The sequence below is a fragment of the Subdoligranulum variabile genome (assembly GCF_025152575.1).
In the GTDB taxonomy this organism is placed as follows: Bacteria; Bacillota; Clostridia; order Oscillospirales; family Ruminococcaceae; genus Gemmiger; species Gemmiger variabilis.
This window is the reverse complement of the sequence record NZ_CP102293.1, coordinates 22,652-45,519: the sequence shown is the minus strand read 5'-3', so window position 1 is coordinate 45,519 and position 22,868 is coordinate 22,652. Positions and strand designations below refer to the sequence as shown.

Sequence of the window (22,868 nt, the reverse complement as noted above, 5' to 3'; positions counted from 1 at the left end):
AGGTTGGCTATTTGGCGCCGTGGGAAAGGAACAGTCTATGCAACCGGTCACGCTTCCCCACGATGCCATGCTGTACGAGAAACGTTCAAAGGATGCGGCAACAGCGGGAGCGTGCGGATACTTTCCCGGCGGGGCCTATGTCTACGTCAAACGGATTCTTGTGCCTGAAACGTGGCGGACACAGTCCGCTGTACTGGAATTTGAGGCGGTTTATCAAAACGCGCAGGTGTTCGTGAACGATGCGCTTGTGGCTGAACAGCGGTACGGGTATACCAACTTCTTTGTGGTGCTGGACCCACAACTGAAGTATGGCGAAGAAAATGAGATCAAAGTGATCGCGGACAACTCGTCGGTACCCAATTCCCGTTGGTATTCCGGTAGCGGAATTTATCGCAACGTAAACCTCTTCCTGGGCGATAAGAGTCATATCCGCCCGGATGGACTGCTCGTCTCCACTTCCGGAAACGATGCGGCCCATGTGAAAGTTTCGGTCACCGGTGGTGATACGGTCAGAGTCTCTATTCTGGATGGTGAAAAGGTGGTAGCGCAGGCCGAATCTGCGGTCAAGGAAGGCACTGCATCGGCGGACATTCCCGTTTCCCAGCCGCGGCTTTGGGACGCGGAACATCCCGAACTGTACCGGTGCAGAGCGGAACTGTTGAAAAATGGTGAGATGGTGGATGAGGCGGACGCCTGGTTTGGATTCCGTACCCTTAGCTGGAGCACCAGAGGATTTTTTGTAAACGGCAAGAAAACGCTGTTCCGTGGCGCCTGCGTCCACCACGACAATGGTATTCTGGGCGCATGCTCTTTTGAGGATGCCGAGTTCCGCCGTGTCCGTCTGCTCAAGGAAGCCGGTTTCAACGCGATACGTTCCGCCCACAACCCTGCCTCCAAGGCGTTGTTGGATGCCTGTGACCGGCTGGGTCTGTACGTCATGGATGAATTCTGCGACAACTGGCTGGTACATAAAAACCCCTACGACTATGCGGACCAGGATTTTCGCGCATGGTGGCAGCGGGATCTCACAGCTATGGTCATCAAAAACTACAATCATCCCAGTGTGGTCATGAACTCTATCGGAAATGAAATCTCCGAACTGGCTATGCCCGAAGGACAGGAGTACTGTAAAAAATTGGCAGTCCTGGCACGAAAGCTGGACCCGGACAAAGCAGTGACGATGGGAGTCAACCTGATGCTGTGCAGTATGTCGGCCAAGGGCGGCGGCATATACGGCAACAAAAAGAATGGGAAAGAGAATAAAAACGGCAGTCAGACGATGGACAACGTTCCCACCAGCGCCTTCTTCAACATGCTAATGAACCTGGCCGGGGGTATGATTGAAAAAATGGCCGCCAAACCTGCCGCGGACGATGCCACAAAGGTGAGTTTCTCTTATCTGGATATTGGCGGTTACAACTACGCCGCGTCCCGATACGAGAAGGACGGTACGCTCCATCCCGACCGCGTCATTGTCGGGTCCGAGACCCTGCCCAAGAACCTGTATCATAACTGGCAACTGGTGAAAAAACTCCCCTATGTCATCGGCGACTTTATGTGGACGGGCTGGGATTATCTGGGGGAGGCGGGCATCGGTACCGTCCGTTACAAAAGTTTCAAAAATCCCGGTCAGGATGCGCCCATCATCTCCGCCGGCTGCGGCGTGATCGACATTTGCGGAAAGCTTCGCCCCGAGGTGCAGTGGAACCGGCTGATCTGGGGGCTGGACCATACCCCTGGCATCGGCGTAGAACCGTTTACCCATGCAGGGGAGACCGGCTCGGTATCCATGTGGCGTGACACAGACGCAGTGGAAAGCTGGTCCTGGGCCGGCTGTGAAGGCAAAAAAACCAAGGTCACGGTCTACTCTGACGGCGAAACGGCGGAACTCATTGTCAACGGGCATTCCTATGGCCGGAAAAAGACGAAGGAATACAAGGCTGTCTTTAAGCGCGTTGTCTATGAGCCCGGTACCATCACCGCAATCAGCTACGATGGCGAGGGAAAAGAACAGAGCCGGACTTCCATGAAGACGGCTGCAGGGGCTACCGAACTGCGTGTGGTGGCCGACCGGAGCACCTTGCAGGCAAAAACGCAGGATTTGGCCTACATCAGCATTGACCTGACGGGGGCGGATGGCACCACAAAATCTTCTGAGGATACTGCGGTCACGGTGGAGGTTGACGGTGCCGGGAAGCTGCTGGCCCTTGGTTCTGCACGGCCCAACATGGGGGAGAACTTTTTCTCCGATACCCACACGACCTACTACGGCAAGGCATTGGCCGTGGTCCGCGGCGGCGATGCCCCCGGAAAGGTTACGGTTACGGTGAAGGCAAAAGGCCTGCGGGCCAAAACGCTTGAATTGGAAGTGATCTGAGAAAAGGGCATAGGCCAGACGGCAGATTCCGATGTCTCACCAAAAAGACTGCAACAATCGTTGCAGTCTTTTTCTACGTGATCTACTTCATAGATTTTGCGGGAAATTCACATTCTTCCGGAAGAGGGAACATCGGCTGCGCTATGAAGCGACCTTTAGAGCCTGTGTGTGCCAGCAGATAGCATTCGTGTTCTTCCGTCCGGAAGGTGAATGTGTGCTGTGATATTGGTGGGAATGGTGAATTCGTAGGTGACCGTATCTCCTTCATACCGCCAGCCGCTTTCGATTCGGCCTGCAGGCGAATCATAAACAGCTTTGGCGTACCCCAGCGCTTTGTGCGGAGTGGGAGCAATGGTCAGTTGACCGTCCGTGAAGTGAATGCCGCAGACGCCCCCGAACAGCCAGCCGCAGATAGCACCGTAGGAGTAGTGGTTCAGGGATTCGTGTGGTTTGCCCTCGGCGTCAATGCCGGTCCAGGTTTCCCACACCGTGTTGGCGCCTTTGTTTACCTCATACAGCCAGCCCGGAGCCTCCGGCTGCAGCAGCAGGCGGTAAGCGGTATCAATGTAACCGTATTGGGCCAGCACACCGCACAGGAAGGGGGTGGAGAGAAATCCGGTGTTCAGATGGCAGCCGTTATCCACCACCATCTGGTTTAAAGTGGTGGCAGCCGCCCGGCTCTCCTCCTCACCCAGCAGGGCAAAGGCAATGGCCCGGACGTATTCACACTGGCGGTCCGAGTGAATGACGCCGTCCTCCGTGAAAGCTGCACGGTAGGCTTTTACGGCCTTGTCGGCGGTAGCACGGTAAGCGTCGGCTTCTTCCTGCCGCCCCAGTACGGCTGCAATTTCGGCCAGCAACCGGCCGGAATAGGCGAGATAGGCTGTGCCCACGCTCTTGCGGGGATTGGCCATGGCCTGCATGGGTGTCACCCCGGGTTCGCACCACTCGCCGTAGTCCAGGCCGTTGAGCACCGTGTATTTGGCATACTCGCCGCTCTGTTGCTCTTCCGTGGTCTGCTGGGCCCGGCCCAGCAAAAAGGCATACCACCGCTGCATCATCTCATAGTTATCGGCCAGGATGCGACGGTCGCCGGTGCGCTTATAGAGAGCGTAGGGCACCAAAATGGCGGCGTCCCCCCAACCGGCGGACATGCACAGCATGGGTGTCATATACCCGGGGCGGCTGTTGGGCGGGGCAATGTTGGCCATCCGTCCGTCAGGGTACTGGTTCAGGCGGCATTCTTTCAGCCACTTGGCAACCACCGGGTAGCAGTCCATCAGGGTCAGGCCGGTCTCAATAAAGACGCCCATGTCTCCGGTCCAGCCCGCCCGTTCCCGGGTGGGGCAGTCGGTAGGAATATCGCAGAAGTTGCCTTTCTGGCTCCAGATGCTGTTGGCTACCAGCCGGTTTACCGCTTTGTTCCCGCAGGTGAAAGAGCCGGTGACCGCCATATCAGAGTAGACTGCATGGGCGGTGAACACCGCCCCGGTCAGGTCTGCATCCGTCTCTACTTTGGCATACTGAAAGCCCATGATGGTGAAGCTGGGTTTCCAGTGATTTACCCCTTCCTTGCAGATCAGCTCCAGCATCTGGGCGGTGCCGCCTTCATTGTGGCGGCTGCGGTCCTGGAAGTTCTCCTGGGTGAAGTTGCCGTTTTCATCCAGCGTTTCACCACAGGTCAGCAGGACTTTCTGTCCCGCATGAGCGGTAAGGGTCATCTCCACATAGCCGGCAATGTTCTGGCCGAAATCCAGCACGGTTTCTCCGTTGGGGGCGGTGAACAGCCGCCCGGGAAACGCCTCCCGCTCCCGGATGGGAACCGTATTCATGCCGGTGACGGGCAGGGCATCGCGGTAGGTTTGTACTTCGTGCCAGCCGGAAAGGAGCCCTTCCAGCCGGGCGTCATACACTTCGCCCTGCTGTAAATCATTCTGGCGGATGGGGCCCTGCTGGGTGGCCTGCATGGTATCGTCCGAAACACAGACCACTTTGCCATCAACCTCCAACTGGAAGAGAACGCCCAGTGTATCGCCGAAGAGGTTGCGGTCACCGTCTACGCCGCTGGTGCTGCGGTACCAGCCATCGCCCAAGGCGATCAGCAGCTCGTTTTCCCCCTCCCGCAGAAGAGCTGTCACGTCGTAGGTCTGGGCGCCCAGGTGCTTGTCAGCGGTAAAACTGCCGGGAGCCAGCACCATATCGCCCACCCGTACACCGTTGAGCCAGGCTACATACAGTCCTTTGGCGGTGATGTACAGACGTCCGCGACCGGACGGAGCGGTGAAGGTTTTTCGCAGATAGGAGGCCGGACGGTGGGGCTGGTAGGGCTCCGCCGCACCCTTGCCGGCGGCCTCTTTCTCGGCCTGCTTGCGCTCCCAGTTGGGGCGGGCAAAGGCGTTGATGGCGTCGTCACCGGGAATATCCAACGGTGCAGTCTCAGGGGCAACCCACAGCCCCTGCCATTCCCCGGTGGAAAGTCCCGTCTCAAACCGGGCCCCGCTCCAGGGGCCGGGACAGTTATTTTCGTCCCACAGCCGGACCTTCCAGCTGCCCCGGACCCGGGCCCCTTCTACGGCGGGAGCATCGGCATGCATACTTTGGGTTGCCACCTTGCCGCTTTCCCAGACAAGGGCATCGTCTGCCGTCAGGTGGATCTCATAAGCGGTCTGGCGCAATCCGCCGGTACATTGCCAGGATAAAAACAATGGGCCGCCATCCATTCCAAGAGGGGCCGTCAGGTGATTGGTTTGAAGATTGGTTGCTTGCACGGTTCTGCAGTCCTTTCCCTTTCAGATTGTTTTCATTATAGCGAAAAAACAGGGACTATACGGGGTGATAATTTGGAATGTGGGGTGAATTTTCATGCAATATAAAGACTGTTGCAAATGAAAAGCCCGGGCAGCATTTTGAAAACAAAATGTGCCGGGCTCTTTGGAACGTGAGGATAACACGTTGGGGCACTTTATAGACAGGTTCGAGGCCGGAGGCTGCTCGTCAATTTATGCCAGACCATAATAAAGAGCAGCAGAGCAATGGCTGCACTGAACAGGTCGGTGGCGGCACGGGCAGCCGCCAGGCCGGGCAGCCCCAGCAGATGGTGGAACCCGTACAGGGCCGGAACCAGCAGCACGCCCTGGCGCAGGGCGGAAAGAAGGGTGGCACTGCCGGCATAGCCGGCGGCCTGCAGGAAATTGATGCCCAGATAGTACAGGCCCAGCAGCGGACTGCCTGCCAGCAGCCAGGGAAGAAGCTGGCGAGCCAGGAACACTGCCTCAGGATCGGATAAAAACAGTCCAATCAGCGGCCGCTGTGCCAGCAGGCAGAACAGAGAAAACAGGGTGCCAAAACCTACGGTCAGGCCCAAACTTCTGCTCAGGACTGCCCGAAGCCGGGGGAGATTCCGTCCGCCCACATTATAGGAAAGCAATGGCTGCAATCCCATACAGATGCCCATCTGGACCAGGGTCACGACCATGGCGGATTTGTCGGCGGCTGCCATGGCAGCCAGGGCGTTGGTGCCGTAAGCAGCCAACAGACGATTGCTGAAACTGCCGGCCAGACCACTCAGCAGACTGCTTACCCCATTGGGCAGGCCCAGAGTCAGGACCCGCCCCAGCCGGGAGGGGCAGCGCAGGGCATCGGCAGGTCGCAGACTCAGGGCATCAGAACGGCAAAGAATGTGGTGAAGGTAAAGCCCGCTGGCCACCAGATTGCCCAGCATGGTGGCTGCGGCAGCTCCGGCAATGTTCCAGCCGAAAGCCAGGATGAAAAGCGGGTCCAGCAGGATATTGGTAAGGCTTCCGGCCAGGTTGCCCACCAGTCCCCGGCGGATGGCGCCGTCTGCCCGCAGCAGGGTGGCTGCGGAAACCGAGAAGATCATGGCCGGGGCACCCAGAGCCAGGATGCGCAGGTAATGGGTAGCGTAAGGCAGAATCTCGGCATTGGTGCCCAGCAAATACAAAATCGGTTCACAGAACAGATTCAGTACCACGGCCAGGAGTACGCCGGTCAGAAGGCCACACCAACCGCAAAGGCTGGAAACGCACCGGGCGTCCTGACGGTCGCCGGCGCCCAAAGAACCGGCCACCACGGCACAACCGCCCATGCCCAGAACAGTGGCACCGGCAGAAGCCAGGGTGAAAACAGGCCCTACCACCGCCACCGCCGCGGTCAGGGCGGTATCCTGCAGCAATCCGATAAAAAACAGGTCGGTCATATTATAGATGATCATGACCAGAACCGACAGGACAGAGGGGCCCACCAGCGCACCGATAGCCTGCCAGACAGGCGCCTCCTTGAACAGCCGTTCGCTCTGCACAGAAAGTCCTCCTTTTAAAAGAACGCATGATGATTTTGTGAACACGTGTTGCTTTTTCTTCTGCCTTTCAGTATACTGAGGAAAAAGAACCGGCGCAATCAGCAATAGAGCGGCAGCTGTTGCTTTGTGCGACATAAAGCGTCTGGCTGTTGCAAAAAGGAGCACAATATGAAAACTGATCCGCGTACCCGTTATACACGGGAGATCATCACCACCGCCTTCTGGCAACTTCTGCAGCAAAAGCCGATGGAGAAGATCACCGTCAAAGAGGTCTGTACCCTGGCGCAGATCAACAGGGGAACCTTTTACCGGCATTTCCGGGATTGTTATGATCTGATGGAACAGTTGGAGGAACAGGCTCTGGAACAGCTGGAAGCAGTCTTGGTGAGTACCCGAGACCGGGGCGTGCAGGCGGTTTTGCTTTCCATGCTGCAAAAGCTGCAGAGCGACGAGGATTTTCTGGCGGTTCTGGCGCGGCAGAGCCCGGACGATGCCTTTCTGCACCGGGTGGTGGGGTGTTGTTTTCACTATATGGACCTGCGGATGGACGCTGGAGAGCGCACCGGGGCGGATGACGGCTGGAGGGGAATGCAGAATACCTTTTTGTTTGCGGGGGCTTTCGGGGTGATGTCATACTGGCTGCACAGTGACCGGAAAGCGCCGCCGGAACAGGTGGCGGCGGCCATTGCGGCGCTGTGTGCCGGAGCGGCCGGCGTGGAGCCGCCAGCATATTCTCTGTAAAGAAGAAAACAGACAGCGAAGAAGTTCCTTCGCTGTCTGTTTTGATGTGCTGGAAAAAATAAGTCTCATCCACCCCTATACTCTACGGGCGTTTGTCCGGTCACTTCCTGAAAGATCCGGCTGAAATAGTTGCGGGTACTGAAACACAGGGCGGCAGCAATCTCCTGTACGGTCTGGTCGGTGCTTTTCAGAAGGACCTTTGCCCGCTCAATTTTGGCAAACTTGATGTAGTCACTGATGCAAAGCCCCGTTTCGGCCTTGAACTTATGGGTCAGGTAATATTCGGTATATCCCACCACGGCTGCCAGATCGGCGGCCCGGATTTTCTGGTCCAGATGCATCTCGATGTAATCCACACACTGCTGGACCGGACGGCTGAGCTTGGGATTGGTGCGGCATTTGTGTACCCGGCGGATAAAGTCATCGTACATCACCAGGCTCAGCGGATTCAGATCGTCCAGGGTTTTGGCGGACTCGGCAGTCTGGATATAACTGTCACCCAAAGCGTAGGCCTCCTCGGGAGAAAGCCCGCCCTCAATGGCTGCACGGCACACCAGAGAGGTGAACACGATCACCGAAATTTTGCTTTGCCGCAAGGCGTCATCGCTGTGTACCGGGACACCGGCACTCAAGGTCATGCTGTTGGACAGTGCCTGTTTGTAGTTCAGATCCCCGGTGCGTACCATCTGTAAAAGACCTTGTTCTGCCATCCAGACCTTGTGGCGGTCATGGGCAGGGGTATAGGTCGGATCATAGACTTTGGGCGGAGTTTCGCTGTTGATATCACTGATTTCCAGGTGGATTCCCGTCAGACAATAGTGCATCATCAAGGTGTACCGGTGCAGGATGGTATTTTGCAGTACAGGAACTTTGGCCAGGACCTGCTGCAGATGCATCGTCCAGGAAACACTGGTTTCCAGATGGCTGTAATAGCGCAGACCCTGTTCAATTCCTCGCATGGAAACATCCTGATAGAAGACAGGCCCCATTACCCAGGCACGTTTCAGCTCTCCGTTTTTCTTTTCAAAAGCGGCCGCCCACAGGATTCCCAGGGCGGTTCCCAGCGTAATGGGGGTATCATGGGCGGCGCCGTATTCCATCATCTGCTGTTTGCAGCCGAACAGGCCAAAAATACCGGACAGGAAGGCTTCGTCCGGGCAGTTGCTGCGCAGCAGGTTTCCCTTTTCGTCGTAACACCAGGTGAAAATCGGGCCGCCGCACTGTACCAGCTCTGCCAGCAATGCCATGCTCTGAAAAACTTCCATCGGAATCACCTCGCTTGCCGTTATTATACCATGAAAAACGGGCTGCCGTACAGACAGCCCGTTCCGGATTTATTCGCCAGCGTAACTGCCCAACACTGCCAGACTGGGCTTGGGCGTGCGGGCCATGGTGGTTCGGTCCACGGCAATCAGCCCGAAGTTCATGGCAAAACCTTTCTGCCACTCAAAATTGTCCATCAGGCTCCAGTGGAAGTATCCCTTCACCGGCAGACCGTCGGCTACACAACGCTGTACCCCGGCCAGGGCTTGCTCGATAAAAGCTGCCCGACGAGTGTCATCGGCGGTGGCAATGCCGTTCTCGGTGACAATCAGGTCTCCGTGGAAGTCCTTGGCTACCTTGCGCAGCACATGTTCCAGGGCCTGGGGATAGAATTCATAGTCCATTTGGGTCAGTTCTGCACCTTCGGGGGCGGGCAGCTGGCCGGTGGGGCCGTACAGAGTACGGGTGTAGTTCTGCACGCCCAGAAAGTCGTCTCCCTGAATATAGGGCAGGTAGTGGGTAAACTCCTCATTCCAGGCCGCCTCGGCAAAGGGTTCTCCGCCCGATTGGGCCTGCAGGTCATGGAGAGAAAGGGTCAGGCCCACCTTTACATGTGGGCAGATGGCCCGGATGGCCTCCCGGGCGGCGGTGTGGGCGCGCATAACCAGCAGATCTCCTTCGGGGGTACGCTCGCTGACAAAGATTTTGGGCTGCGGGTCCCCAAAGACACCGGCGTTTTCAGCGGCGGCATATTTCATGTTTTCCATCATCTTCTGGAAATTCATGCCCACCTGCACGGTACCCTCGGCGGATTTGCCAGCAGCGGCAGCGTTCCTGGCCGCCTGTTCGGCCATCAGCCGGAACCGCTTGGAGATGGCTGCCAGCTGCAGCCCCATGTTGGCTTCGTTGATGGTGCAGACATAGTGCAGCGCATCGCCCAGCTGTTCCATTACATACGTGACATACCGCTTGAAATAGGAGATGGTGGACTCGGCCTCCCAGCCGCCTTTGGCGATCAGCCACCTGGGGCTGGTGAAATGCAGCAGGGTCACTACCGGCTCTACCCCATGGGCCTTACAGCAGGCAATAACCCGGCGGTAATGTTCCATTTCACCGGCATCAAACTTTCCTTCCTCCGGCTCGATACGCGCCCACTCAATGGAAAAGCGGTAGGCGTTGAGTCCGGCTTCGGCAAGCAATCGGATATCTTCCTCATATCGATTATAATGGTCACAGGCGATGCCGCTGGGTTCGGCAAAGCTGGAGTGGGGCAGCTGTTCCTGGGCCCAGTAGTCGGAATGGATGTTGTTTCCTTCCACCTGGTGGGCCGCAGTGGCAGCACCCACCAGAAATCCTTTTGCAAATTTCTGCATGGATAATCCTCCTTTTATTATCGAGACGTCAAAGTCCATTTGCTTGTCCGTATCATACCATACCTGTCGGATTCTTATGGTGTAAAAATTGAAAATAAGGGGTAAAAAATTGATTATACAGGGAAATTACATGAATAATTGTACTGGTTTGCTGAAAATTGACTCTTTCTTGCGATGGCGGTCTGCTATAGTGAGAGTACAAACAAAACCGTTGCACACTTTTAAGGAGGAAAAACCGTATGGCAAAAAAACATCTCAGCGCCAGCGAAATCGACGGCGTCCAGTACCGCCGCGCCAAGCTCTGGCAAATTATCTGCTACGCCTGCAATGGCCTTGTGGGTATGAGCGTTTACTCTCTGATTGGTATGGCCAGCTATTCGGCCAGTATCGGGTACGGCATCACAACCGCCGCAGTGGGCATTATCCTGACCTGCTCCCGTATTCTGGACGCGATCACCGACCCACTTCTGGCCTTTGTGTATGACCGGGTCAACACCCGATTCGGCAAGCTGCGTATTTTGCTGGTGGTTGGCTATCTCATTGAGGCGGCTGCCCTCTACGGTATGTTCACCGGCTTCTCTTCCAAAGGATTGGGTCTGCCGGTCTTTGTTTTGCTCTATGTGGGCTACGTCATTGGCTACACCGTCACCAACATGACAGCCCAGACCATCCCCGCCATCATGACCAACGACCCCACCCAGCGCCCCACCATCGGCGTCTGGACTACCGCTTTCAATTATCTGGTGCCCATGGCCATGTCCATGGTGATGAACGTAGTGCTGCTGCCCAAGTTCGGCGGCCAGTACAACCAGGCCTTCCTCTCTGCTGCCTGCGCCATCACGCTGGTCGTGGCCGCAGTGGGCACCCTGCTGGTCTGCCTGGGCGTATCCTCGTACGACAAGCCCGAAACTTTTCTGGGAACCAAGAAGTCTGAGCCACTGAAAATGGGGGATATTATCGAAGTGCTGATGCACAACAAACCTCTGCAATGCTACATTGCCTCCAACGCCTCGGACAAATTGGCCCAGCAAGTGGCCAGTCAGGCCGTCATCAACACCCTGTTCAACGGCATCATCATCGGCAACATGGGCCTGGCCACCATCCTGACGGTCATCAGCATGGTGCCCTCCATCTTCTTTGCAGCCTTTGGTGCCAAATATGTGGGCAAGCACGGCAGCAAGAAGGGAATTGTGACCTGGACATATGTCAGCATGGCCATCACGGTGGTATTGGTGGTCTTTTTCCTGTCCATCGACCCGACTCGAATTGGCGTCATAGGCAGTTCTGAAATGATCATCAATACAGTACTGAACCTGTTGCTCAACGGTTCCAACATGTGCATTACTACCTCCAATACCTCTTACATGGCCGATGCTATCGACTTTGAGCTGGATCGCTCCGGCCGGTACATCCCGGCGGTGGTTTCCGGCACTTACAGCCTGGTGGACAAGCTCATTACCTCCTTCGCGGCGGTCATTGCTACCGGTGCTGTGGCGCTGCTGGGTTACACCACCACCATGCCTCAGCCCACCGATCCCTGCACCACCTCCATCTTCTGGATGGCCATGTTCCTCAAGTTTGGCCTGCCCATCATCGGATGGATCATTACCTTGGTGGCTATGCGCGACTGCCCTCTGACCAAGGAAGAGATGGTCCATGTACAGAAGCGCATCGCTGAAAAGAAAGCCGCTGCCCGGGCCGAGCTTTTTGCCGAACAGTTGAAGTAAACCCACACAAAAACCGAAAGGGTTTGCCCCTTTCGGTTTTTGCCCTAAGACCAGAGAAGGAGTGTTTTCCATGAGTGAAACGATCGTATTGAATACAGGCTGGACCTTCACCAAGGAGGAACACAGCGAACCCGTGACCCTGCCCCACACCTGGAATGCGGTGGATGGGCAAGACGGCGGAAACGATTACTACCGTGGCAGCTGTACTTACGCCCTTCAGCTGCCGGCTATCCGGCTGCCGGAAGGCGGCCGGGCGGTGCTGCAGTTTGACGGCGTGGCTATGACAGCGGTGGTCAATCTGAACGGGCAGAAGGTGGCCGAGCACAAGGGCGGGTATTCCACCTTCCGGGTGGATATCACCGATGTGCTGCAGGACACAAACAACCTCACCGTCGAGGTGGACAACAGCGACAACGACACCGTCTACCCCCAGAAGGCGGACTTCACCTTCTACGGCGGCATCTACCGGGAGGTGACGCTGCACATTTTACCCGCCGCCCACTTTGCTATGGAGGAAAACGGCGCGGTGCCGGTGAAGGTGACCCCGGTGGTCACCGACCTGGCAACCCGCCGCTGCGAGGTGACGGTGGAGGCTCTTGTGGTGGACGCCGACAGGGTGCGCTTTGCCCTGGACGGCCAGGAAATGAGCGCTCCGGTGGAGAATGGCACCGCCAAGGCTATTTTCACGATGGAAAACGCCCATCTGTGGGACGGTCTGGAGGACCCTCACCTTTACACCCTCACCGCCGCCCTGGACAACGGCGAAAGCCGGTCTGTCCGGTTCGGCTGCCGCAAATTCGAGATCGACCCGCAGAAAGGCTTTCTCCTCAACGGGCGGTCCTATCCGCTGCGGGGTGTTTCCCGCCACCAGGACCGCAAGGGGGTGGGCACTGCCATCACCAAGGAGATGATGGAGGAGGACCTGGCCCTGATTCTCGAGATGGGGGCCAATACCATCCGGTTGGCCCACTACCAGCATGCTCAGGCCTTCTATGACCTCTGCGATGAGAAAGGCCTGGTGATCTGGGCCGAGATTCCCTACATCACCATGCACATGCACAACGGCCGGGCCAACACCCTGAGCCAGATGGAGGAACTCATCGTCCAGAACTACAACCATCCCTGCATTGCGGTGTGGGGCCTTTCCAACGAGATCACTGCTGCCAGCGCGGTGAACGAGGAGCTGCTGGAAAACCACCGCGCCCTCAACGATCTGGCCCACAAGCTGGACCCCACCCGGCCCACCACCATGGCCAACGTATTCATGCTGGAGATCACCAGCCCCATCCTGGAAATTCCCGACGTAAACAGCTACAACCTCTATTTCGGCTGGTATCTGGGGGATCTGGACCAGAATGACGAATTCTTTGACAACTACCATGCCAAGTATCCCGACCGCTGCATCGGCTTCAGCGAGTACGGTGCTGACGCCAACCCGGCCTACCAGACCTCTCACCCCGAAAAGGGAGACTACACCGAGACCTACCAGTGTGTCTTCCATGAGCACATGGCCAAGTTGATCACCGACCGCCCCTGGCTGTGGGCCACCCACGTCTGGAACATGTTCGACTTTGCCGCCGACGGCCGGGACGAGGGCGGCAAGAACGGCGAAAACCAGAAAGGGCTTGTCACCTTTGACCGCAAAATCAAGAAGGACGCCTTCTATCTTTATAAGGCCTACTGGAGCAAGGAGCCCTTCGTGCACACCTGCGGCAGCCGGTATGTGGACCGGGCCGAGGATGTCACCGAAGTCAAGGTCTACTCCAACCTGCCGGAAGTGTCCCTGTATGTGGATGGCCACCTGCAGGAGACCAAGCAGGGGGACAAGGTGTTCACCTTCCAGGTGCCCATCACCGGCAAGCACTCCATCGAGGCCCGGGCCGGCGGCTATTCCAGCGTGATTCTGGTGAACAAGGTGGACACCCCCAATCCCGCCTATGCCATGGCCAACCGGCGGGAAGTGACCAACTGGTTCGACGGGGAACTGGACGAAAGCTGCTGGAGCGTCAAGGACAACATGGCGGCCGCTATGGCCGATGCCAAGGTGGGGCCCATCCTCAAGCAGATCAGCGACAAGGCCGCCGCCTCCCGGGGCGATGTGGCCGCCGCCGTCAAGGACAACCCGGCCCTGGTGGCCATGATGCAGCGGGCCATGAAGCGTATGACCATCGAGAGCATGCTCAGGCAGGCGGGTGCCAGCATCGAGGATATCAAGCAGCTCAACCGGGTACTGCAGGGCATTGCCAAGGAGTGAATACTATGAAACAGACCTACTGCAACCCCCTGGATCTGGGCTACCGCTACCAGCATATGAAGGAAGGTCCCCGTGTCGCGGGCTTCCGGGAGGGCGCCGACCCTACGCTGGTGTTCTTCAAGGGAAAATACTACCTCTTTGTATCCATGTCGGCGGGGTTCTGGTACTCCGACGATCTTCTGCACTGGGAGTTCCACGCTGACCCGGACCTGCTGATCTACGACTATGCCCCCGATGTGCGGCAGGTGGGGGAGTACCTGTATTTCTGCGCCAGCCGCAAGGGACAGAACTGCCCGATTCTGCGCTCCAAGGACCCGCTGCACGAGCCCTTTGAAGAAGTCAGCGCTCCCTTTGCCTTCTGGGACCCCGACCTGTTCCAGGATGACGATGGCCGGGTGTATCTCTACTGGGGCTGCTCCAACACCACTCCCATCTGGGGCGTAGAGATGGACCCCGAAACGATGATGCCCATCGGCGAAAAGAAGGAACTGATCTTCGGGCAGGAAGAAACCTTGGGCTACGAGCGCCCCGGGGACAATGGGGTGGTCAACCGGGAAGCCAGCGTGGTGTATCAGGCACTGAAAAAACACTACAACCCTGCCACCGGCAAGCTGGAATTTCCGCCGGAGATGCAGCACATCCCCGGCATGAGCACCGACGATCTGGCCGCTATGTTCTTTGCGGTGGGCAAGCCCTACATTGAGGGGGCCTACATGACCAAGCATAACGGTACCTACTACCTGCAGTACGCTTGCCCCGGCACCCAGTACAACACCTACGCCGACGGTGTCTATACCTCGGATTCGCCCCTGGGGCCCTTCACCCTGCAGGCTTCCAACCCCTTCTCGGCGGTGCCAGGCGGTTTCATGACCGGTGCGGGCCACGGCAGCACCATCGCCGACCGGTACGGCAACTACTGGCATGCCGCCACCATGCGCATCTCGGTCAACCACGACTTCGAGCGCAGGGTGGGACTCTTCCCGGCGGGCTTTGACCGGGATGGGGTGCTCTTCTGCAACCAGAATTTTGCTGATTATCCCCACCGCATGCCGGATGGCCCCATTGACGCCGCCTGCTGGCAGCCGGAATGGATGCTGCTGAGCTACAGAAAGCCGGCCACTGCCTCCTCCACGGCGGCGGGCAGCGATCCGGTCCTGGCAGTGAACGAGACCTGCAGGGACTGGTGGAGCGCCGGCAGCGCGGCCCCCGGTCAGTGGCTCTGCGTGGACCTGGAAAAGGAGCAGGATGTGCGGGCTATCCAGGTGAATCTGGCCGATGAAGGTGTGGTGGTGGACTTTCCCGCCGACAGTTACGGGGATGCCCGCAAGACCCGGCACATTGAACTGCAACCGCAGATTTCTCGTTATACGGTGGAAACCAGCCTGGATGGGGCCACCTGGACCGCCCGGGAAACGGTGGCCCGGGAATGTTCCAACGGATATTATGAATACCCTGAAGGCATCCGTGCCCGGTATGTGCGGGTGACGGGCGGCGAGCTGCCCTACGGTCAAACCCTGCGCATCAGCGGGCTGCGGGTGTTCGGCAACGGGGATGGGGACAAACCCGCCCGGGCCCGGGCCTCCGCCGTGCGGGTCAGCCCGCTGGACGGCAAGGTGCACTGGCAGCATCTGGAAGATGCGCAGGGCTGCAATGTGCGCTACGGCATTGCTCCCGACAAACTCTACTACAGCTGGCTGGTTTACGGTGCCGACGAGGTCAACCTGTCCACCCTCGTGGCGGGGCAGACATATTACGTCTGTGTGGACAGCTTCAACGAAAACGGCATCACCACCGGCGAAATCATCAGAATGGAGGGGTGAGTCATGCCCAAAAAGGCAGTCCAGCAATTTATGCTGGGAACGGTATTGAACAGCGAACCCCAGGCCCGGCAAACCTTGGCCGCCCTCAAGGCTGCCGGGTACGACGGCATCGAGCTGTGTGGGTTCATGATCCATCCCATCGGGTTCATGGTCAAGATGCTGACCAAGGCCGCCGGCATGCCGGTGGGCAAGGGCGGCAACCTGGACTGGCACAAGCTGGTGCAGGAGGCAGGGCTAGAAGTGGTCAGCCTGCACACCGACCTGGGCAGCCTGGAACGGGACCCGAAAGAGGTTGCCCGGGAGGCCCAGAGCTTCGGGACCAAGTATGTGGTCATCACCGGTATGTATCGGTTTGACTACGGGGACGAAGCCACCGTGCGCAACCTGGCCGCCCGGCTGAACAAAGCCGGGGAGGCCCTCCTGCAAGAGGGTGTGGAACTGCTCTACCACAACCATAACTGTGAGCTGCGCCGGGTAAATGATCAAAAACGTGCCTATGACATTTTGCTGGAGGAGACCGATCCCCGGTTTGTGAACTTTGAGTTCGACAGCTACTGGTTTACCGAGGGTGGTGCCAACGCCCTGGCCTGGATGCAGCGGCTGGGCCATCGCATGAAGCTGTGGCACATCAACGACCGGGGCAGTCGAGTGCAGGGCCCTGCCGTGACCCCCATCCTGAAAACCGACAGCATGGAACTGGGCACCGGCAACATGGACCTGGACAGCCTGCTGGAACAGGCCCTGCAGGCCAACGTGGACGCGGTGATTCTGGAGAGCCACCGCAACTGGATCGACGGTAGCCCGGTGAAAAGCGCGCAGGTCAGCGCGCAATTTCTGAACCGGATTCCGGAATAAAATCGAAGAAAAGGCAGAGTGAAACGAGCGAAGAGAGAAATACCAATGAAAGCTACTTTTGAAAGCGTACAGGGCAAAGTTGCCGTTGTGACCGGCGCAAGCAGAGGCATTGGGGAAGCAATTGCACGCGCTTTTGCCGCCAACGGTATGAAGGTTGTGCTGGCCGCACGCAGTGAGGAACAGGGCCAGAAGGTGGCAGGTGAGATCGTTGCGCAAGGCGGCGATGCCGTCTTTGTCCGTACGGATTGCAGCGATCCCGCACAGATCAAGGCTCTGGTAGAGAAAGCGGTGGAAACCTATGGTCGGCTGGACGGTTTCGTATCCAATGCCGGAATCGGCATGGGTGGCAATCCTTTGCATGAATATGAGATGGAAGAGTATGAGCGGATTTTTGCGCTCAACAGCGAAGGCGTATTTGCCGGCATGAAGTACGCAGCGGAGGCAATCTTCCGCAGCAAATCCAAAGGCGGTTTCCTGATCAACGTTGCGTCGGTGGCTGGCATTGTTCCGCAGCGGGGACAGGCATTGTATACCGCAACGAAATTCGGTGTAGTCGGTATGACCCGTGCCGCGGCTCTGGATTACGCCGCCTATGGAATCACGGTGAATGCAATCTGCCCCGGATACACAAAGATCAGCATCTTCGGCGATATTCCCGAAGCTGCGATGGCCATGTTTGCAAAAGACTGCCCGGCAGGCAGAATGGGAGATCCTATGGAGTGCGCCTGGTTGGCTTTGTTCCTGGCAAGCGATATGGCCCGGTATATCACCGGTGCGGTCATTCCGGTGGACGGAGCGCTGAGCGCGGGACATCAGAATGTGACCACCTGGAAAAATCCCGGACTTTACGCGGGCACAGCAGAGAATTGACACGGGACTTCTGGCAGAAATGCCTTGATAAAGCTGCTGCATTGTATGCAGACTGATTCAAGTACAGAGTGAAAAATTCTCTTACTGATTGACGGATATTAGCAGGCAAACGTTAAAGGGACAGATGTGCCCGTGATTCACCGCCCGATTTTCGGTAATACCGGGATCGGGTGTTTTTTGTATGTGTTTGGTTATATGTATGGTTTAAAGTATTGGGAGCCGCATAGGCGCAGGCAACCGCTTTGGAAATCAAGAGAGGCAGTATAGAAACAGTGAAATCCGCGCAAGGGTGACGAATAACGGCATAAACTTTCTGCTTTTCATAAACTTATGGAATTATAGTCCTTTAAGCTGAATTTTTGACTCCTCACTGATTGGCAAATATGCTATGCTGTCATTAACCAAAATTACGGCAATACGTAAGAAATATCCTGCGTTGCTTTTGAACGGGAGGAATACCATGGTGAACTTGAATGAATTGATACAGCAACTCACGCTGGAAGAAAAGGCAGAACTTTTGACTGGTGGAGATTTTTGGCACACCCGCGCCATAGAGCGCTTGGAAATTCCGGCCATTATGATGAGTGATGGGCCCAGTGGTTTACGAAAACAGGAAAAAGAAAGTGATCACCTGGGCATATATGGAAGTACGCCTGCTGTGTGCTTCCCCTCGTCGGCTGCGGTGGCCGCAAGCTTTGATACAGCTCTGGCACAAAAGCTGGGATGTGTAGTGGGAAACGAATGCCAGGCTGAAGGGGTCGCATTGCTGTTGGGGCCGGGGCTGAATATCAAGCGAAGCCCTCTGTGCGGACGAAATTTTGAATATTACAGTGAAGATCCCGTCCTGGCCGGACAGATGGGGGCCGCCATGGTGGAAGGCGTCCAGAGCACCGGTACGGGAAGCTGCATCAAACATTTTGCCGCCAACAATCAGGAAACTGACCGCATGGTGGGTGACAGTGTGGTAGACGAACGCACCCTGCACGAAATTTATCTGGCACCCTTTGAAGCCGTCGTCAAGGAGGCCAGACCTCAGGCGGTTATGTGTGCCTATAACAAGGTGAACGGAACATTCTGCAGTGAAAACGGAACGCTGCTTACCGATATTCTGCGCTCGGCCTGGGGATACCAGGGTATGGTGGTAACCGATTGGGGAGCTGTAAAAAATCGCGCAGTGGGAGTAAGAGCCGGGTTGGATCTGGAAATGCCGGGAGGCAGCCGGAGAGGAATTCAACAGGTATTGGATGCGGTGGCCGCCGGAACTTTGACGGAGGCAGAGGTGGACCGTGCGGTGTACAATGTGCTGAAACTGGTACAGACAGGCATAGAAAACCACCATCCGGATGCTGTTTTTGATCGCGCTGCCGACCATGACTTTGCCCGTCACATCGCTGAAGAATGCGCGGTACTGCTGAAAAACAAGGACTCGGTGCTGCCTCTGACGGAGGAAAGTTCCGTGGCGCTCATCGGAGACTTTGCCGCTGCACCACGGTATCAGGGTGGCGGAAGCAGTCATGTAAACAGTGCATATATCAGCCGTGCGGTGGATTGCATGCCGAAGGGTATGAGCTGGACGCGCGGTTATGATCAGGGATCTGATACGTCGGACCGTACACTGCTGGAGGAAGCGGTGGCTGCGGCCCGCAAGGCTGATGCAGCGGTGATTCTGGCCGGACTGCCGGAACGGTATGAAAGCGAAGGCGTAGACCGTACGACATTGGAAATGCCGGCCAACCAGAATGAACTGATAGAAGCAGTTTCTGATGTGCAGCCCAATACCATTGTCGTGCTGTATAACGGCGCTCCGATCACTATGCCCTGGCTGGACAAGGTGGCCGCTGTGTTGGAAATGTATCTCCCCGGTGACGGTGTGGGTGCAGCCACCATGGATCTTTTGTATGGCAAGGCAAATCCCAGCGGAAAGCTGCCCGAGACCTTCCCGCAGAAACTTGCCCACACCCCGTCCTGGTTCAACTTCCCCGGCGAAAATGGCATTACAGAATATCGTGAAGGCGTTTTTGTGGGATACCGCTATTATGACGCCAAAGAAATGGATGTTTTGTTCCCATTCGGGTATGGCCTGTCCTATACCAGTTTTGCCTACAGCAATATGACGGTGGATCGCTCCCGGATGGGGGAAGGGGAAACGCTGCGGGTACAGCTGACCGTGATCAATACAGGGAAGCTTCCGGGAAAGGAAGTCGTACAGTTGTATGTGGCGCCGCCTGCCGGGATGCGGCGCAGACCTGTACGGGAGTTGAAGTCTTTTGCCAAGGTGGCACTGCAGCCGGGTGAGCGGCGGGAGATTACCTTCGAACTGAATGCCCGTGATTTGGCATATTATGAGCCGCTGCTCCATGATTTTTATACCCCCACCGGTTGTTATGAGATCGAAGTCGGAGCGTCCAGCAGGGATATCCGGCTTCGCAAGGAAGTATCGTTCACTGCGGAGCGGCCATTACCTCGGATGTTTACCGAATACAGTACGCTGGCCGACGTAGTATCGGATCCCAAAGATTAACTATTAAAAGTCAACCCCAAAAATGAATGGTGGTGGTGAAAAGAGATAGTTCAAGAAAGGTATAGCAAAGCAGAGGTCCGTAGGGACCCCGGCGTAGGCTAACAAGATGGAATTAGGCCGCCAAGCTGCAATAAGGCTGTCTGGATCTTTCCAGGGCAAACAGCAGACGAACTAACTTTTTGGTGGCATGAGAAAGTGCGACATTGTAGTGTTTGCCTTCATCTCTTTTCTTAGCAAGGTAAGCAGCAAAGGTTGGGTCCCAGTGACATACATACTTGGCTGCGTTGTAAAGAGCGTAGCGTAAGTATCGAGAGCCACGCTTCTCCATGTGGGGATAGCAATTTTTGAGCTGCCCGGACTGGTAAGTAGAAGGCGACATTCCGGCGTAGGCCAATAATTTGTCCGGTGACTCAAACCGAGAGAAGTCGCCGATTTCAGCAAGAATCATGGCAGCCATACGAAAGCCCATGCCAGGGATAGTTGTAATGGGAGACTGTATCTTGTCCATCATTGTCTCAATTTCAGCCTCGATTTCAGCGATCTCAGCATCCAATTCACGGATAAGCCGGATGGTATGTTGCAATTCCAGGGATTTGGCAGGCATACAGGACCCAACAGAATTCTGAGCAGCGCTCCGGATAGTAACAGCCATATCCCGACCGTAGCGACCTTTGGAGGCGTTCCCCAAAAGGGTTTTGAGCCTTGTCAGGTGTGCCTTGGCAATCTGTTTGGAACCTGGAAACTCTTCCAGCAGAGCGTAGACAGTCGCCAAATGGAGAGAGGACACCAGCTTCTCCAGTTCAGGGAAGAGAATGCAAACCAGTCTGGAAATTGAGCTTTTCAGCTTTGCTCGTTCTTTCACCTTGTCAAAACGGTATCTGGTGAGTGACTTTAGTTCCTCGTTGTGATATGCTGTATTCGTGTAGGGTTTGAGGCCCACATCGGATAACAGCATAGCAGCAATGGTTCGAGCATCTACACGGTCGGTCTTGGTCTTTCGCAGGCTGAGACTTTTCCGGTAGAGATTCGTGCGTAAGGGATTCAAGACATAGGTGGCCAGACCGTTGTCCAGAAGAAACCCAAGAATGTTGTAGCTGTAATGCCCGGTTGCCTCAAGCCCTACTTTTATTTTGTCCTGCGGTGTAGTACAAGCTCGAATTTTTTCCAGTAGAGCATAAAAACCGTCCATGTTGTTAGGGATAGTAAAAACATCCGCCAGGACTTCACCCTCTGAGCTTACAATGAAGCAATCATGCTTGTTTTTTGAGACATCAATGCCAACAGAAACTACCATAACAAATACCTCCAGAGAAAATATGTGATGCTGCATCCACAGTACACCTTACTTTTGTAGCCTTGTTCCACATAAACCGTCTGGCGGTATTTAACTGATTAACAAAATTGTAAGGGGCTGTGGTTGGAACCTTTCGTGAACCATCTTGTGGTAGGAGCCGCCAACCAATCCACAGCATCCCTTACAGTGTAGCACAGCCCTTGGAGAGGGGCTCTAATAACTACTACTCTATAATACAAGGAGCCGCCGTGTTTGGCCCGATCCTGCAGCGGCTGGCGGAAGCAGCGGCAGGACAGGCCTCTGCCGGTGATACCGAAGGCGCCTCCCGTATGCTGGAGGGAATGACATTGGGAACACTGGTTTCCTTTGGTGTTTTAACGGAAGAACAACTCAAAGGAATGTTGGAAGGACTGAACGGGTAAAAGAGAACGTACGTCTGAATACGGATAAAAGAGACCAGAAGCAAACTATGGATACAGAAATTCTGAACACATTGTCCCACATTACATCGGAAGAGCAGAAACTGCGGGATGGGGAACCGCTAGACCGGACATTGTATGCCTCCGGCCATGGGTTTGAGATCGATGCGGCCAAGCTGCTGCGCCAGGGCCAGCTCATCACCATACGCCCCCATACCCGGTTCGTAGCCTTTCCCCGTCACAGCCACAACTATGTGGAGATCATGTATATGTGCGCCGGTCAGACAACCCACCTCATCGGCGGCGGTACGCCGGTGCATCTGCAGGCGGGAGAGCTGTTGTTTCTGAATCAGCAGGCCAGCCACGCCATCCAAAGAGCGGAGGCTGGGGATGTAGCGGTGAACTTCATTGTGCTGCCCCAATTTTTTGACTATGCTTTTCAGATTGTGGGAACTTCCAATCTTTTGGGACGTTTTTTGCTGGGAACGCTGAAAAACGGCGGTGCGGAGATTTCCCATCTGGTCTGCCATACCGCAGAACTGCTTCCGGTCCAGAATTTGGTGGAAAGCATGGTCTGGAGCCTTTTGCACAATGAACCTGGGACCCGTGGCGCCAATCAACTGCGCATGGCGATGCTGATGCTGGACTTGCTGAACCACCATGAATGTATCGAAGTGCAGGGCGAACCGGGGCAGGGAAGCCCGCTTGTGCTGGCGGCACTACGCGAAATTGAGGATAACTGCCGCGATGCCAGCCTGTCCCATGTGGCGGAGCGGTTCCATGTTTCGCTTCCCTACCTGAGCGCCCTGATCCGGCAGGCAACTGGTAATACCTTCAAGGAACTGCTGCAGCAGAAACGTTTGGACCGGGCCCAGCAGCTGCTGCGCACCACCAGGCTGCCCGTGCAGGCGATAGCCGAGTCCGTGGGGTATGACACCACCAGTTATTTTTACGGTATTTATAAAAAAGCCTTTGGCATAACGCCGAAAGAATACCGGGATCATTTGTGCAATTCCGATAATTGAGGAAAAATTAC

At 56.3% G+C, this 22,868-nt stretch carries 15 protein-coding genes; 10 read left to right on the top strand and 5 right to left on the bottom strand.

The window, feature by feature from the left end; translation table 11 throughout:
* Window positions 1-37 precede the first annotated feature (37 nt).
* Window positions 38-2,377 (top strand): glycoside hydrolase family 2 TIM barrel-domain containing protein, encoded by a 2,340-nt coding sequence (locus NQ490_RS00170; protein ID WP_187118493.1) that lies wholly within the window; start codon window positions 38-40, stop codon window positions 2,375-2,377.
* A gap of 155 nt (window positions 2,378-2,532) precedes the next feature.
* Here NQ490_RS00170 and NQ490_RS00165 read toward each other — a convergent pair whose 3' ends face one another.
* Both NQ490_RS00165 and NQ490_RS00160 read right to left on the bottom strand, forming a co-directional pair.
* Window positions 2,533-5,145 (bottom strand): family 78 glycoside hydrolase catalytic domain, encoded by a 2,613-nt coding sequence (locus NQ490_RS00165; RefSeq protein WP_040917514.1) that lies wholly within the window; start codon window positions 5,143-5,145, stop codon window positions 2,533-2,535.
* Between the two features lie 194 nt (window positions 5,146-5,339).
* Window positions 5,340-6,695, bottom strand: coding sequence for an MATE family efflux transporter (locus NQ490_RS00160; RefSeq protein ID WP_040917516.1), 1,356 nt, complete (start codon window positions 6,693-6,695; stop codon window positions 5,340-5,342).
* Window positions 6,696-6,863: 168 nt separating this feature from the next.
* Here NQ490_RS00160 and NQ490_RS00155 point away from each other — a divergent pair, with 168 nt between their 5' ends.
* Window positions 6,864-7,436 carry a TetR/AcrR family transcriptional regulator gene (locus NQ490_RS00155; RefSeq protein WP_007046218.1) on the top strand — a complete coding sequence of 191 codons (573 nt, stop codon included), beginning with the start codon at window positions 6,864-6,866 and terminating at the stop codon, window positions 7,434-7,436.
* Window positions 7,437-7,501: 65 nt separating this feature from the next.
* Here the strand turns inward: NQ490_RS00155 and NQ490_RS00150 are convergent, their stop codons facing one another.
* Together NQ490_RS00150 and NQ490_RS00145 are read right to left on the bottom strand one after the other, a co-directional pair.
* The gene (locus NQ490_RS00150; RefSeq protein WP_007046219.1) at window positions 7,502-8,701 is read right to left on the bottom strand and encodes a helix-turn-helix domain-containing protein; all 1,200 of its coding nucleotides are present in this window, start codon (window positions 8,699-8,701) and stop codon (window positions 7,502-7,504) included.
* 69 nt (window positions 8,702-8,770) lie between these two features.
* Complete coding sequence (locus tag NQ490_RS00145; protein WP_040917518.1) at window positions 8,771-10,072, bottom strand: glycoside hydrolase family 1 protein; 1,302 nt, start codon at window positions 10,070-10,072, stop codon at window positions 8,771-8,773.
* 239 nt (window positions 10,073-10,311) lie between these two features.
* Here NQ490_RS00145 and NQ490_RS00140 point away from each other — a divergent pair, with 239 nt between their 5' ends.
* From NQ490_RS00140 to NQ490_RS00115, 6 genes are all read left to right on the top strand, one after another.
* A complete protein-coding gene (locus NQ490_RS00140; protein WP_007046221.1) occupies window positions 10,312-11,799 on the top strand; it encodes an MFS transporter in 1,488 nt (495 codons plus the stop codon).
* A 70-nt stretch (window positions 11,800-11,869) separates the two neighbouring features.
* Window positions 11,870-14,053: a glycoside hydrolase family 2 protein gene (locus NQ490_RS00135; RefSeq protein WP_007046222.1), complete on the top strand. Its 2,184-nt coding sequence runs from the start codon at window positions 11,870-11,872 to the stop codon at window positions 14,051-14,053.
* Between the two features lie 5 nt (window positions 14,054-14,058).
* The gene (locus NQ490_RS00130) at window positions 14,059-15,873 is read left to right on the top strand and encodes a family 43 glycosylhydrolase (protein ID WP_007046223.1); all 1,815 of its coding nucleotides are present in this window, start codon (window positions 14,059-14,061) and stop codon (window positions 15,871-15,873) included.
* Between the two features lie 3 nt (window positions 15,874-15,876).
* Window positions 15,877-16,728, top strand: a complete 852-nt coding sequence (locus tag NQ490_RS00125) for a sugar phosphate isomerase/epimerase family protein (protein ID WP_007046224.1) — start codon at window positions 15,877-15,879, stop codon at window positions 16,726-16,728.
* A 45-nt stretch (window positions 16,729-16,773) separates the two neighbouring features.
* A complete protein-coding gene (locus tag NQ490_RS00120) occupies window positions 16,774-17,598 on the top strand; it encodes an SDR family NAD(P)-dependent oxidoreductase (RefSeq protein ID WP_007046225.1) in 825 nt (274 codons plus the stop codon).
* Window positions 17,599-18,058: 460 nt separating this feature from the next.
* Window positions 18,059-20,119: a beta-glucosidase gene (locus NQ490_RS00115; protein ID WP_198005053.1), complete on the top strand. Its 2,061-nt coding sequence runs from the start codon at window positions 18,059-18,061 to the stop codon at window positions 20,117-20,119.
* A gap of 112 nt (window positions 20,120-20,231) precedes the next feature.
* Here the strand turns inward: NQ490_RS00115 and NQ490_RS00110 are convergent, their stop codons facing one another.
* A complete protein-coding gene (locus NQ490_RS00110) occupies window positions 20,232-21,413 on the bottom strand; it encodes an IS110 family RNA-guided transposase (RefSeq protein WP_040917863.1) in 1,182 nt (393 codons plus the stop codon).
* A gap of 248 nt (window positions 21,414-21,661) precedes the next feature.
* Here NQ490_RS00110 and NQ490_RS00105 point away from each other — a divergent pair, with 248 nt between their 5' ends.
* Together NQ490_RS00105 and NQ490_RS00100 are read left to right on the top strand one after the other, a co-directional pair.
* Window positions 21,662-21,835, top strand: coding sequence for a hypothetical protein (locus NQ490_RS00105; RefSeq protein WP_156793904.1), 174 nt, complete (start codon window positions 21,662-21,664; stop codon window positions 21,833-21,835).
* Window positions 21,836-21,882: 47 nt separating this feature from the next.
* Window positions 21,883-22,857: an AraC family transcriptional regulator gene (locus NQ490_RS00100; RefSeq protein ID WP_007046228.1), complete on the top strand. Its 975-nt coding sequence runs from the start codon at window positions 21,883-21,885 to the stop codon at window positions 22,855-22,857.
* Window positions 22,858-22,868 lie beyond the last annotated feature (11 nt).

Excerpts from the sequence above, each read along its gene's own strand:
- NQ490_RS00110 (WP_040917863.1), bottom strand. The coding sequence starts at position 21,413 with ATGGTAGTTTCTGTTGGCATTGATGTCTCAAAAAACAAGCATGATTGC.
- NQ490_RS00115 (WP_198005053.1), top strand. The coding sequence starts at position 18,059 with ATGGTGAACTTGAATGAATTGATACAGCAACTCACGCTGGAAGAAAAG.
- NQ490_RS00140 (WP_007046221.1), top strand. The coding sequence starts at position 10,312 with ATGGCAAAAAAACATCTCAGCGCCAGCGAAATCGACGGCGTCCAGTAC.
- NQ490_RS00155 (WP_007046218.1), top strand. The coding sequence starts at position 6,864 with ATGAAAACTGATCCGCGTACCCGTTATACACGGGAGATCATCACCACC.
- NQ490_RS00135 (WP_007046222.1), top strand. The coding sequence starts at position 11,870 with ATGAGTGAAACGATCGTATTGAATACAGGCTGGACCTTCACCAAGGAG.
- NQ490_RS00125 (WP_007046224.1), top strand. The coding sequence starts at position 15,877 with ATGCCCAAAAAGGCAGTCCAGCAATTTATGCTGGGAACGGTATTGAAC.
- NQ490_RS00130 (WP_007046223.1), top strand. The coding sequence starts at position 14,059 with ATGAAACAGACCTACTGCAACCCCCTGGATCTGGGCTACCGCTACCAG.
- NQ490_RS00170 (WP_187118493.1), top strand. The coding sequence starts at position 38 with ATGCAACCGGTCACGCTTCCCCACGATGCCATGCTGTACGAGAAACGT.
- NQ490_RS00100 (WP_007046228.1), top strand. The coding sequence starts at position 21,883 with ATGGATACAGAAATTCTGAACACATTGTCCCACATTACATCGGAAGAG.
- NQ490_RS00150 (WP_007046219.1), bottom strand. The coding sequence starts at position 8,701 with ATGGAAGTTTTTCAGAGCATGGCATTGCTGGCAGAGCTGGTACAGTGC.
- NQ490_RS00145 (WP_040917518.1), bottom strand. The coding sequence starts at position 10,072 with ATGCAGAAATTTGCAAAAGGATTTCTGGTGGGTGCTGCCACTGCGGCC.
- NQ490_RS00120 (WP_007046225.1), top strand. The coding sequence starts at position 16,774 with ATGAAAGCTACTTTTGAAAGCGTACAGGGCAAAGTTGCCGTTGTGACC.